Here is a 13,530-nt window from a genome sequence, read left to right as displayed (position 1 = left end):
CTGATCATGACATTGAGATTTAGTTCAAAAAAATCCCCGCTAATTTCTTAGCAGGGATTTGTGTATAAGAGACAGCTTTATGCGCCTTTTTTAAAACTAACTAATACAAAACTCACGTAGTTAAAATTCGTAACTTACGCTAATACCGCCATCGGCTCTTTTTTCGTTGCTGTCGCTTGTTTTGCCATAGCCCACATCTAGCTCTAATCTAAAACCAGCGCTGTTCAGTCCATTAAAGTTATAACTGTACGTAAGCCCTATGCCGTTTGTTGTTTCTTCATCAAAAATACCGCCAATTACACAACCTAGCGTATTAGCAAAGTCAGTTGCTACATCATTAGTTGAACTTTCACACTCTTGGTCTGTATCTCTTGCACCAATAGCGCCCACAAGCGCGCCAAAAGCATGTTTTTTATTATCGCTAACCGCTTGTTCAAAACCGGCAGAAAATCCATCATCAAGGCCTATTTTGTAGTTTGCATACCAGCGCTGTGTGCCGTCGTTAGCCGATAAAGACACTTCAGGAATAACTAAGTAAGGATAGCCACCCCCAATCGAAAAACTAACATCGTTAGCAAAAGTAGAACAAGAAGCGATAGATAAAGTCAGTAGTAATATTTTTATTTTCATAAAGTTCCCTTTGAGTAAGCATAAAATGTACTTACTTTAGGAACACTGTGCAATACGACAAAAAGCTCGTTAAATTTAGCTTTAGTAATAAAATAAGAATTAAATTTTAGCGAGTATTTTATCGCTTGCCGCTTCAATTAAATCGAGCACATTTTCAAAACCATCATCGCCGCCATAATAAGGATCGGGAATCGCGCTTTGGGCCTGCTCGCCATATTCTAAAAATAGCGCCAGCTTGTAGCGTAAATGCTCAGGGCATTGCGCTGTTAAATCAGCTAAGTTTTGCGTATCGGCCGCTAAAATCAAATCAAACTCAGTAAAGTCGCTACTGCGTACTTTACGTGAACAAATACCTTTAAAGCTATAACCACGTTTTTCGCCTGCTGCCATTGAGCGGCTATCAGGCGTTTTACCTTCGTGGTAACCAATAGTCCCTGCCGAATCAACTTTAACGTTAACGCCTAGTTTTTTAGCACGGGCTTTTAATACCGCTTCTGCGGTTGGCGAGCGGCAAATATTACCTAAACACACTATGAGTATTTTTTTCATTAAGGCTCCTCTAACTAATTTAAAAACCTAAACTTTAAAACTGTTTTAAAATACTTGCGTCGTAATCTTCAACGTTAAGCGTTACGTTATGTTGCGCTGCAACAGATTCAAGCTCAGCTTGTTTAATGGCTAAATCGTCCATGGTGATTAGATTATCGTCTAGCTGCCACAATAACCGAGAGCCTGCGTAACTATAATGAATCGCTAATAACGCATCGGCATTACCCTCGCGCCCTGCTGCTTTTAACTTAGCCATTTTGCGGGTTATTTTATTAAGTGCTTTTTTAAGCTCCCACACATAAACAACTTCTGTCATAAAACTATGTGTACGGTATTTATTAAGTAACCACGCAAGCCCAACGCTTGTAATAGCAACGCCTATTAAGTTCCAATGAAAATGGCTACCACTTTCATCAGGAAATAAAGCAATTAGCGTTTGCGATATAGCCAAGCTGCCTACAGCTAAACCAATACCACACCCTGCAATAACACGGTTTAAATGTTTACGGTAACGCGCTTTATTTATTTCAATGAGTTGCATAACAGCCTAAAAATGTAAGTTTTAATATTTGCGAATGGCTATTGTAACTAAACCCCACATTTTTTATAAAATTATTTCACCCCTTTTTGATTTGCCACCCGTTATAGCTTTGAAAACACCCTAATTGTTGTGATCAATAAAATTTGGAGCGGCTTATGCACACACTTGAAGTACCTAACAACCCAGTATTTATTAAAACATCAACCGCCGTTATTGGCGGTGCAGTAATGACCTTTGCAGCTTTTGCGTTTATGCAATATTTAATAAGTGGCGAGCAACGCGCACCGGTTAAACCTGGGGACGATATTATAGTAGAGATTTTTCAAGCGCCTGAGGATTCAAAGCTAAGGCATATACAAAAAATACAGCCGCCACCGCCAATGCCTAAAGTGCCGCCAAAAGCTCCACCGCTTGATACATCAGCCGATCCTGTGCTTGCAATTAGCGACTTTACGCCAGTGATGATTGACGATTTTGGTGGCGACATAAATAACACCATTAATCGCCCAACAGGGGATGCAACACCCATAGTGCGCATAAACCCTAAATACCCAACCACAGCCGCGCGCGATGGCATTGAAGGTTGGGTACAACTAAGCTTTAGTATTTCGCCAACAGGGGAAGTAATCGACCCAGTAGTTATTAACGCCGAGCCAAAACGCACCTTTGACCGCGAAGCAATAAGAGCTATTAAACGCTGGAAATATCGCCCCAAAGTAATTGAAGGTGTGGCACAATTACAAACAGGTCAAACCGTACAACTCGACTTCAAATTACAACAATAAAAGCGATGAGCCTATGCTACTAAGTATTAAGTCATGGTTATTTGAAACGCCAAGCAAGGACTGCATGGCAAGTTACGCAAAAAGTGGCGACAATCGTTACTTAGAGCAGCTTATTGCCCTCTACAGTAACGACTTATACCACTACCTTATTACGCAATCTAATACGCATTTAGCATACGACGTAAGCCAACAAACATGGCTAAAAGTAATCGAAAAACGCCACCTTTACCAAGCACAAACCACACCCAAAGCGTGGTTGTTTAAACTTGCGCGCAACACACTAATTGACGAATACCGCAAGCAACAGCACTTTGTAGAGCTCGACGAAAGCACGCACTTACCAGCACAAAATGATAAAAGCGACTTAACTAGTGGTGACTCGCATATAGGCAGCTCAAACATAAGTTATGACGCATTCGACGCCGCCCTAAAACAACTTAGCTTTGTACAGCGCGAAGCCATAACATTACAACAAGAAGGCTTTTCGCTCACCGACATAGAACTTATAACGCATAGCAATGCTGAAACCATTAAAACAAGGCTGCGCTACGCCAAACAAAACCTTAAACGTTTATTAGGAGCAAGCAATGAACAAGCCTGATGAGCCGTTCGATCAAAAGCTCACACAACACTACAAAGAGCGAAAAGCACGCACTACACTCAGCGCTGCCCAGCAAAAAGCGCTACTCAAAAAAGCCACACATATAAAGCCTAAAAAGCCCACAAGGCTTAGTTTTACGCTACAACTAACCAGCCTTGCCTGTGCGCTTGGTGTGTTCTCCTTTATTGTGTTTGATAATAACGACATAATAAATACTGCACCTAAAACCGTACTTAACAGCGTATTTAAAACTATAGACATTCACGACTATTCAATTATTAAAACACACGAAATAAACCAAGCTGGTAGCTACGCAAGCTCTATAAACGAGCAAAAACACGCGCTTGATAGTCAATTAGCTAACGATTTACGCCGCCACCAACAGCGCCACATAGAATACGGCACACTCGTAAAGGTAGATAACGACTGGTACATAGCCAGCTGTAATGACGAGGTACTCGTACAAATTAAGCATTCACTGTTAAGTGATTTAAAGGGTAAACATGCGGTAGAAAGTGGTCTAAATACGGGTGACATGTTGGCTATGGCGCATAACGGTAAAGGGCAGATTATTGCGCTTAAACATGCTGGAGCAGGGGTGAAATTATGTAGGAGTTAAAAACTTCACCACTAATTGCGTTACTCATGAATGAAGACTATCGAATAGAGTCACCTTTAAATTTGCGTGATCTTAGATAGCCTATTTAATCATTATTCAGAGACCGTGAGTATTTTATATGTGTCGTAAGCAAATTGATCTGTCATACCACTAACAAAGTCTTGCAATAAACGGCATCTAAAATAAAACTCGTATATTGGCTGAGCTTTTTCTTCATCATTCAGGCTATCAACGGTATGCTTATAAACTTCTATGAACTTGTCTGATATACGATTTAGCAACCGTGTCTCTACAGGTAGGATCTTTTCTTTATTAATAATTTTTCTAAAACTTTCCGCTTTCAAATCTAGTAATCTTTGATATTCATTTAGAATTCCTGATGTAATTTTATACCCTTGGAGCTCGAGCTTTTCTACTTCGGGGTGGCAAAAAACATGTTTAGAAGCAACATTTTTCAGTGACTTCGTTATAGCATGTTGGTATCCACCATCTTCAAGAAGAGATTGATTAAAACTACCATTATAGATTTCATTAAGGTTGTCAACAAAACGTGTTGATGCGTGATTAACTAAAGGATGTATTAAACCAACTCGAAGCCATATAAAAAATTCGCTTTCGAGATTAGTGGGGTTCTCTTTGGCCTTTTTGTACGCATATTCGCACTTTTTTTCCATAAAAGTTTCATCTTGTTGGCTAGTTAATTTATACCCATCAATAATGCTCGAATATTCTTTAACCAATAGATCTTTAAGTACTTCAATTTTAATAAAACCTTTCTCAACAGCATCTTCCATGTCAGCTAAACAGTAAGCAATATCATCAGCAGCTTCCATAATATAAGAAGCTATATGCCTGTTTCCAACTTGAATCTGTAACTTATCGTATAATTCCATAACAAAAGCTTGTTCGCTGTAATAATAACCAACTTTCTTTTTTAGATAACTTCTTGAGTCTGTGCTTTCGGGTCTCACTTCTGTCGCACACCGAGTATATTTTAAAATACTGGCGGTTTGGCAGTAAGTTAAATTTAAAGCTGATAGATTATGTATTATTCGAATTGCTTGTGCATTCCCTTCAAAGTTACACAAATCAAATAGTAATTTTTCTTCTAATGTAATTAAAGTAAATTTTTCATTTTCACAAAAGGTTTTCGTTACATATTTATAGTCTTTATGATTCAGTAAATACTTTGTAAACCAGTCATTTATAGCAGCTTCACCAAAGTGACCAAACGCTGGGTTACCAATATCATGCATCAAGCAAGCCATTTCAACTAACGTAACAAGCGGCTCAGCTAAGGATTCTATAATTTTATTTTCTTCGTAATTTAATATGTCGCCCAAACCCTTTTCTTTAAGTAGTTTGATGATTGTTTTAGAAATAAAGCGTCCATTTTGCTGCACTTCGAGTGAATGAGTCAAACGAGAGCGAACTGCGGCATTACGCTCAAGTGGAAAAACCTGAGTTTTCTGTTGTAATCTTCTTAATGCGGCACTATTAATAATTCGACCACGATCACTCTCAAGACTGCTAGCTAATGAAGGTTGTTCACTTTTAGGCCTCAATTTATTAATTTTATTTATTAGCTTCATATTTATTCCATTAAAATAATGATGATTTAGTTAATCAACTTAATATAAACAAGATCTTACCTTTTGGTTTCTATTCTTATAGGTTGAATTTCTTCAATTAAGCTTTTGAGATCTAAATTAGGAAGTTGCCCTCTCTTGATTTTTCCCGCGAGATATTTAGGGAATTTAGTTCGTAAATAGGTATCATCCAACCACCTCCTAAATTCACCCAAAGAGTCAACAGGATATATCCAAGTATCTGGATTTTTTTGAGGGAAATCGTCGGGAAACTTATGCTGAAACTTAATCCTTATATCAAACTTTTCATCATAACTTTGGGCAATCCATTCTTTACTCCAAGCCTGTCCGACACTAATGTCTGGCATTGTTTTGGAATCCAATGGCATACCTTTCCTAATGCTTGTTATTAGAATATTCGCGATTTCGGAAAAAACACTAAAATAACCGGAAGGTAATTCATTTAAAGTTATGCGCTCGTGAAATGTTTGCCAGTAATCAGGAACCCCATCATTTTGTGAGTAACCCGTACGTTGATAAATATAAGTGCGAAGACTTAACCTTGCTAAGTTTCTATAATTAGCTTTAGCTTGCTCTACTAGCGAAGGAGCCTCAAATGCGTAATATTCAAGTATAGCCATACAGTTAATATCATTTATGACGTCGTACATAACTCCATTTATCGGAGTTGGAATATATAACCCCACCGAGCTTTGACCTTGGGATTCAATTAACTCCCTAATAAATTTTCCCTTCGTTGTATGTTTTTGTTCATCCCAATTTTTGATTAAATTAGTTATATCAGCTTCTGTAGTACCGCATAAAAGTGCTAAACCACGAGTTCCTAAATATGGAGTTCCATCATTAAGTACCCCCATATCTACGCCGTCTTTACCCGTATACGAAATTAATGATGTTGACTTATTACCATAATTATTTGGCATTTAAATTCCTTGTCTCAGTACTCTATTGAAGTTTTAAACTATCTGCTTGTCTAAAATCTAATCTACCATAAAGTTTATACTTATGATTAGCTTCTGAAGTAAGTTTTTGCGATTTTCATATTCCTCGGAGTCAACCTTTCTCTCTCAAGCTGTTCTCCTACAATAAACACTACATATAACTAGCTTTAGGTGTGCTCATTGCATTGCAGATTCGTTGGGTTTCGTGTCACTCAACCCAACCTACGTGCTATAAACGCGGTGTGACCACTTAATAAATCTCTGTTTATAATTACTTATTTAAAAGCTGCTTTTCTGGGGTGCTTAGGTACTTTAGACCAATGGTCACTATGCGTGTATGTACCATGGTTATAACGCGTATTTGCACATTACCAATAACAACAATATCGCCTTTACTGACTTCTCCTGAAAGCTTTTGGTTGATCACTTCTTCCAAGCTTATATCTTCTGGGGCGTCTATTTGCATGTGGTAAGAGTAAAATATATCACCTACCAATGTTACCCCTTTCACTTTAAGTTCGTTGTGCGCTAAGTGGCTATCTTGATGGTTTGTTTTATCGGTTGCTGTAAAAACTAAATCAACAAAAGGTCTGTTATCTGGTTTTAAAACAACAAATAAATGATCGTTTGCTTTTAACTTAGTTGAACCTCGTGGCGGTATGATTGACGGACCCCGCGTGATCATAGCAACAACTACGCTCTCGGGAAGTGCGGCATGTGACAAGCTGCGCCCAGAAACCCGAGAAACGTCACTTAAGGTGTATTCTACAATTTCTATATCAATATCGTTTAGGGCTGTGATTTCGAGTGTTGCAGCGGCTAGGTCGGGCGGCGGCTCTACTAAATTTAGTTTTTTAGCCATCCAAGGCATTGTTGAACCCTGTAACGTTGCTGAAATTAATACCACGAAAAAAACAACATTAAAAATAAGCTCAGCCCCTGAAAGGCCAAATAGTAATGGGAATATAGCTAAAATAATGGGTACTGAGCCCCTAAGACCAACCCAAGATACAAACAGGGTTTCGCGATTATTAAAGCCAAACAGTTTTAAAATAGGCGCTACCGCTAATGGGCGTGCAACAAAAATGAGCGCCAGTGCAATAAGCAATCCTTCTAGCCATACATCAACCAACGATGACGGGTTAATAAGGAGTCCTAATACAACAAACATGGTTATTTGCCCAAGCCATGCTAAGCCGTCATGAAAAAGAAAAATACCGCGTTTATATACAAATTTGCTGTTACCTAAAATAACACCCGTTATAAATACAGCTAAGAATCCACTGCCGCCGAGCGTTGCAGAAAGGCCAAAAGAAAGCAGTCCAAATGCGGTTACCATCACTAAATACAAACCCGATGCATTTAGTTTAATTCGATTAATAAACCAAACCGATACCTTACCAATTAAAAGGCCACAAATAGCGCCAACACCCATTTGTTGAGCAAATAACTGTAGTAAATCCAGCCCTATTGGCATGTCGTTAACGAGCATTTCGAGCAATCCAACCGTTAGAAAAATAGCCATTGGATCGTTCGAGGCACTTTCTATTTCAAGCGTAGATTTAAGCTTTTTATTTAAGTGAATACCCGCACTTCGTAAAAGTGCAAACACTGCGGCGGCATCTGTAGAGCCAACAATAGCACCCAGTAATACACCTTGTAATATGGGCAGATCTAAAATATAAGTGGCCACAAGGCCTGTAATTACAGCGGTAAATAACACCCCGACGGTTGCTAAAGCAGACGCGGGTTTCCACACTTGTTTAATTGAACTGGTAGGCGTTTGTAAGCCGCCATCAAATAGAATAATGGCAAGCGCGAGAGTACCTAAAGCATGTGCGGCCTCTGCGTTGTCGAATGAAATACCTGCAATACCATCTTCACCTGCGAGCATGCCTACAAGTAAAAATAGCACCAGCACAGGTAAGCCAACGCGTGCAGATAACTTGCTTGAAATTACTCCTAGTAAAATTAAAATAGCACTAACGAGAATGATATTGTCAATTGCAAACATAGTGTGGATTTACAGCCTTATATGAGTTATACCAATACGCAATAATACTTAGTCATTTTGCGGGGCTAAACGTGTCGCTACCTGCGTTAAAAAACTCTCATTTACGACTGCATGGATGCAGAAGGTAGAGCAATGCAGGAGCAATTGCCGAGAACAACTAAATAGCGAATTTTTTGCCTAGCTATCAACACGTTTTTCCAGCCTCAAAATAGATTACTTAATTAAGCGAATTGGTATTAAAAAGTAAGAATTTATAGCTAACAAAAAGCTTAAAGCTCATGCTATACAATAACCTAAAAAATATAAATACGGGTACTTAAGTCTATAATTAAATAGTTTTTCTAATAACTATAGAGCCTTTGAGTTTGGTATTGCTTGGCTCTATCTTAATTAGCTTTATTTATTTTGAAAACAAAAAAGCCTGCGATTAAGCAGGCTTTTGAATATTTAAATAATCAAATTTTATAAAACAATAATGCTTGTTACTAAGTACGCTAAAAACGTAAGGCCACCACCAAATAAGGCATACGGTAGCTGCGTTTTAACGTGGGTGAGTAAGTCACACCCCGATGCAATAGCCGATACAGCGCTGGTGTCGGATATAGGCGAGCAATGATCGCCAAATATACCACCACCCAAAATAGCACCAACAACAAGCGATGGCGGTAAACCTAGCGCTTGAATAAGTGGCACACCAATTGGGATTAATATAGCAAACGTGCCCCACGATGTGCCCGTAGTAAACGACATTACAGCGCCGGTTAAAAACAGCACAGGTACTATTAAGTAAATAGGTAGGTAGTCGCCAACAAGTGACGCTACAAATACGCCAGTACCCAACTCTTTTAAGCTTGCGCCAAGTGTAAGCGAAAGCAGTACAATGGCGACCAGTGGCATTAATTCGCCCATACCTTTAAAACCGGTATCAACTAATTGATGATGCGTAAATTTACGTGAGCCAATCATTAAAAAGTAAGCGACAACAATGGCTAAAACCGTTGCGTATAATACTGATTTAGAACCGCTGCCCTCTGCTAACACACCATTACCGGTGTAATACATAAAGCCAACCATGCTGGTAATGAGCGTAATAAGCGGAATTAACATGTAACGCGCTTTAGAGGCTTTTATTTCATCTTTTAAGTCGGTTTTTTGAAGCTCTAGTTTTTCTTCGGCTTCTTTCATTGGGCCATGCACTTTATCAAACGCGATGGTGTAAAAAACAATAACAAGAGTGATTATGGCGTAAAAGTTATACCCTACGCTGCCCCACAAAACCGATACAGCCGACTCACCTAGCTCGTAGTTACTTAACAAACCAAGTACAAATGCGCCCCAGCCATTAAGCAGTATTAAAATACACACTGGCGCACTGGTGCTATCAATAATATACGCTAAACGCGCTCGGCTCATTTTAAATTTGTCGAATAAGCCACGCGATAAAATACCCGAGGTAAGTACGCTCAGGTTAGATTCTATAAACACCGCAATACCGGTAAACATGGTTAAAAAGCCCACTTGGCGCTTACTTTTTGCAATGCCTTTGTTCATTAGCATATTAACAGTTGCTGCAACGCCGCCAGATTCGCGAATGTAGGCAAGCAGTGCACCAATTAAAATACTAAATATTAATATGCGTGTATTACCTGGCGAGCTGGCAACCGAAATAATACGTTCAATGGTATTTAAAAAAGTATCAAACAAGCTATTACCTTCGCCCTGCAAGGCGAGTAAAAACTCAGAAGAAGCAACGGCAACAAGTAGCGCCATAATCACTTCTTTTCGCCAAAACACGATAGCAATCGCAATTAGCGGCGGTAAAATAGAATACCAATGCATAAAAAGTTAACCTTAATTATTAGCGAGTAGCCTCGCTTTGTACGCGTTTTAACGCTTATTTGTTAAGCCTAACAACATAAACCGGCTTAGTTTTATAGACCGCTTAGCTTAATGGATTGGCTTACTCAAGTCACCTGTAAATAAATCACTTAAGGTGGCACAGTTAGTACGTTTTAACCTATACGATAGCTTATTGATTTAGTAGTGCTTCATAAATAAGCGACACTACCGATCCGTACTGTGCGGTTTCAAATTGTTTGCCTGTAAATTCGTAACGCTTTAGCGAGCCTTTAATTGCACTATGGCGAGCATTGGTAAGTAAAACAATAGCTAAGTCGTAAGCGGGGTCAATTACGGTCACTGTCCCCGTCCAACCTGTGTGTCCATAAGCCTGCGCGCTTGCATAAGGGCCAAAATGCCAGCGCCTTGCTTGGTTGTTACCAGCAAGCCTAAAGCCAAGCCCGTAGGTTTCGTCGCTTGATTGCGGCGTTAAAAATTGCGCTAAGGCGCTTGCACTAAATAATTGTTGGTCGCCGTAGCCACCATTATTTAATAATAGCTGGCAAAGCACGGCTAAGTCATGAGCGTTACTAAATAGCCCCGCATGCCCTGCTACGCCATCAAGCGAGTAGTAAGCGCGCTCGTCATGCACTTGGCCTTGTAAAACAGTGGTGCGAATATTATCAAACTTAATACGCCCGTCTCGTGTGTTGCCGCTAAGCTCGGTGGCTGCAAATTGCTGCGGCTTAAAGCCTTTTTTAAGTGGATTAAATAACGTGTTAGTTAATTTTAGTGGCGCATACACGTGCTGCTCTAGGTATTGGTCAAGGGGCTGCCCAGTGATACGCTCAATTAGTACGCCTAAAATCATGTAATCAATATCTGAATAAATAGGCTGCCCAGATGATTCACTGCTAAAAGGCACGCTGGTAAGTAATAGCTGTTTGGTGGTTTTACTATTTAGCGAATAAAACGCGTCGCCATTGCTGCCATCTTTACGGTGAAAGTCAAATACTGGCGGATATCCGGCGCTGTGTGTAAGTAAATCTTTTACTGTGCGTTGTGAGCGCCCTTCGCCTTTATATTCGCTTAGGTAGCTTTGTACGGGTTTATTAATATTTAATAACCCTTCGCTTACTAATTTCATAAGTGCAAAGTTGGTGGCAAATATTTTGGTGTTTGAGGCTAAATCAAACAAGGTATTAGTTTGCATTGGCTCCGGGCGTAACAGCATTAAGTCACTTTGCTGATATTGCTTTGCATCGCCATAAGCAGTTAACTTTATTAGCTCGCCATTTTTAACAACAGCCAACACAGCCCCAGGAAAACCCGCTTTTACATCGCGATTTATTAACGCATCCACTTCGCTAAAATCTACGTTTTTTACTGGTTCGTCGCTTAAAGTAGGAAATGCAAAACGCAGCGTTAAACTTGCGCCATTAGGGAGAATATTTTCAACTTTAAAGGTATTAACACCGTTGTGAGTATTTTTTGCCAAGCTGTAATTGTACAAGGTGTTGGCGCTTAGTTGGTTAACGTCGAGCTTTTGATTATTAATGTAAATATCGGCGCTTTGTGCGTTGTGGTTTTGTATTAATAATTCCCCACGCCCTTTGTAAGCTTTAAACGTTCCTCGGTTATTAACATAAAACCGGCTACTTGGATTTACCTCAGGAAACGTAACAACCACTTGTCCGTTAGGCAGTTCTACAAGTTGGCTTTTTGTAAGTGTTGGCAGCGAGCTAATTGGTTCAAGTGGTGTAGTGCAACCCACAATAATAAAGCTTAGCGCCACTATAAATGCTGTTTTTGTATAACCACACCTTTGATTTTTTAAAGCAATAAACATGGGCAGCCCTTATTTATATAACAAGTAAGGCGCTCTTTGCGCTTTAAATTGCACAAGCCCCGCCTGCCAACTTTGCTTTATTTGCGCCTCTGATTGCCCTGCTTCAATAGCTAAACGTAGTTTATTAGTGCCCGCTAGTTTATCCATAAAGTCAGCGCGTTCAAAAAACGAGATGTTATTTTTACTAAGCTCTGTATACGCATTTATTAAGTAAGTTAAATTTAGCCCTGTGATGTTTACTTGTCTTAAATCGAGCCCTTGCACGATTTGGTTTTTAAATTTAGGATTTAAAGCAGCGCCTTTAATTGCGCGCGGCGTAAAATTAAAATCACCTAATGCAACTGGCGAATAGCCAATTACTTGAAACGCAAAGTCGGTGCCTCTACCAATGCTGATAGGCGTTGCTTCAAAAAAGCAAAGCGATGGGTAAAGCTCAATGGCTTGATCGTTAGGTAAATTAGGACTTGGTTTTACAGGCAAACTATACGTACTTTTGCGAGTGTAATGATCAACTGGGATCACCGTTAATTTTAAATCGGCCGCTTTATTGATCCAGCCCTCACCCTTGATCATTTTAGCCAGCTCGCCAACGGTCATACCATGCAATACAGGAATGGGGTGCATACCTACAAACGATTTAAATTCTGGCTCTAATATTGGCCCATCAACGTAGGCAATATTTGGGTTGGGTCTATCGAGTACTAAAAATTCGATCCCTTGCTCTGCAGCGGCTTCCATCATGTAGTGCATAGAGCTTATGTAGGTATAAAAACGCACGCCTACATCTTGAATGTCAAAAACAATGACATCAACATCGGCTAAAGCAGCTTGGCTTGGTTTTTTATTTTTACCGTAAATAGAAATAAGCGGAATACCGGTTTTGCTATCAACGGCATTTTTCACATGCGCGCCAGCATCGTGATCGCCTCTAAAGCCATGCTCAGGTGCAAAAATTTTAGTTATGTTTATGCTTTTAGTCAGCAAAGCATCTACTAAGTGAGTTTGCCCTACCGTTGATGTTTGATTAACTACCAGCCCTACGCGTTTATTTTTTAACTGCGGTAAATATTTAGCATATTGCTGCGCACCTACAACAAGTGAGTTATTAGCTTCGTCGGCCTGTGCGCTGAAAATAAGAGTAGCGCTGAGAAATAAAAATAGCGTAATAAATGCGGTTTTAAACATGCAGTCAGATCCTTTTAAACAAGGTACTTAAAATAACATAGGTAATAATAAAGAGCAGCTTTAGAAAGGGGTTAAGTGGGCTTGATTAGGCTTTGAATGGATATAGTAATTAGAAGCTGCGCTTCTCACGCGAGCAAGCTCAGCGGCTACAACGAATAAATAAACTCGGAGTTTAGATTTAAAGATTAGAGCTAGTTTTACTTGAAAATACCACCTCCCTTTTTAAGCTTAAAGACCGTATTTAACCTTCTTAGAGCTAAACGCTTCTAGTTATTTAATTTCTTGGTCAACGGAGTTTTTCAAGTTAGTTGTCGCATCAAATTAAATTTTATGCCGCCCGCATTGCTTCTTTTTTCTCTGGATTTAA

The 13,530-nt window shown here is 39.5% G+C and carries 12 protein-coding genes; 3 read left to right on the top strand and 9 right to left on the bottom strand.

The genetic code is table 11. The features are described 5' to 3' along the window. Positions 1–120 precede the first annotated feature (120 nt). From I6F54_RS19910 to I6F54_RS19900, 3 genes are all read right to left on the bottom strand, one after another. Positions 121–630 (bottom strand): hypothetical protein, encoded by a 510-nt coding sequence (locus tag I6F54_RS19910; protein ID WP_197142759.1) that lies wholly within the window; start codon positions 628–630, stop codon positions 121–123. 99 nt (positions 631–729) lie between these two features. Then, on the bottom strand, positions 730–1,179 hold the full coding sequence (locus I6F54_RS19905) for a low molecular weight protein-tyrosine-phosphatase (RefSeq protein WP_197142758.1): 450 nt from the start codon (positions 1,177–1,179) through the stop codon (positions 730–732). 34 nt (positions 1,180–1,213) lie between these two features. Then, on the bottom strand, positions 1,214–1,720 hold the full coding sequence (locus I6F54_RS19900) for a DUF3087 domain-containing protein (RefSeq protein WP_165727236.1): 507 nt from the start codon (positions 1,718–1,720) through the stop codon (positions 1,214–1,216). Positions 1,721–1,875: 155 nt separating this feature from the next. Here I6F54_RS19900 and I6F54_RS19895 point away from each other — a divergent pair, with 155 nt between their 5' ends. From I6F54_RS19895 to I6F54_RS19885, 3 genes are read left to right on the top strand one after another with little or no spacing between them, the layout of a single operon-like run. Then, positions 1,876–2,505, top strand: a complete 630-nt coding sequence (locus I6F54_RS19895) for an energy transducer TonB (RefSeq protein ID WP_165727235.1) — start codon at positions 1,876–1,878, stop codon at positions 2,503–2,505. A 13-nt stretch (positions 2,506–2,518) separates the two neighbouring features. Further along, complete coding sequence (locus I6F54_RS19890) at positions 2,519–3,106, top strand: sigma-70 family RNA polymerase sigma factor (RefSeq protein WP_231617059.1); 588 nt, start codon at positions 2,519–2,521, stop codon at positions 3,104–3,106. Then, positions 3,093–3,725, top strand: coding sequence for a hypothetical protein (locus I6F54_RS19885; RefSeq protein WP_197142757.1), 633 nt, complete (start codon positions 3,093–3,095; stop codon positions 3,723–3,725). The genes I6F54_RS19890 and I6F54_RS19885 overlap by 14 nt, the downstream gene beginning before the upstream one ends. Before the next feature lie 92 nt (positions 3,726–3,817). Here the strand turns inward: I6F54_RS19885 and dgt are convergent, their stop codons facing one another. From dgt to I6F54_RS19855, 6 genes are all read right to left on the bottom strand, one after another. Next, on the bottom strand, positions 3,818–5,317 hold the full coding sequence (gene dgt / locus I6F54_RS19880; protein WP_197142756.1) for a dGTPase: 1,500 nt from the start codon (positions 5,315–5,317) through the stop codon (positions 3,818–3,820). Positions 5,318–5,373: 56 nt separating this feature from the next. After that, positions 5,374–6,258 (bottom strand): hypothetical protein, encoded by an 885-nt coding sequence (locus I6F54_RS19875; protein WP_165727231.1) that lies wholly within the window; start codon positions 6,256–6,258, stop codon positions 5,374–5,376. A gap of 289 nt (positions 6,259–6,547) precedes the next feature. Next, on the bottom strand, positions 6,548–8,290 hold the full coding sequence (locus I6F54_RS19870) for a potassium/proton antiporter (protein ID WP_165727230.1): 1,743 nt from the start codon (positions 8,288–8,290) through the stop codon (positions 6,548–6,550). Positions 8,291–8,752: 462 nt separating this feature from the next. Continuing rightward, on the bottom strand, positions 8,753–10,129 hold the full coding sequence (locus I6F54_RS19865; protein ID WP_197142755.1) for a Na+/H+ antiporter NhaC family protein: 1,377 nt from the start codon (positions 10,127–10,129) through the stop codon (positions 8,753–8,755). A gap of 190 nt (positions 10,130–10,319) precedes the next feature. Beyond that, a complete protein-coding gene (gene pbp4b / locus I6F54_RS19860) occupies positions 10,320–11,978 on the bottom strand; it encodes a penicillin binding protein PBP4B (protein ID WP_197142754.1) in 1,659 nt (552 codons plus the stop codon). A 9-nt stretch (positions 11,979–11,987) separates the two neighbouring features. Next, positions 11,988–13,163 (bottom strand): exo-beta-N-acetylmuramidase NamZ family protein, encoded by a 1,176-nt coding sequence (locus tag I6F54_RS19855; RefSeq protein ID WP_197142753.1) that lies wholly within the window; start codon positions 13,161–13,163, stop codon positions 11,988–11,990. Positions 13,164–13,530 lie beyond the last annotated feature (367 nt).

Source organism: Pseudoalteromonas sp. SWXJZ10B (assembly GCF_015864475.1).
Lineage (GTDB): Bacteria > Pseudomonadota > Gammaproteobacteria > Enterobacterales > Alteromonadaceae > Pseudoalteromonas > Pseudoalteromonas arctica.
The sequence above is the reverse complement of the archived record's forward strand: the minus strand, read 5'-3'. Positions and strand labels throughout refer to the sequence as shown.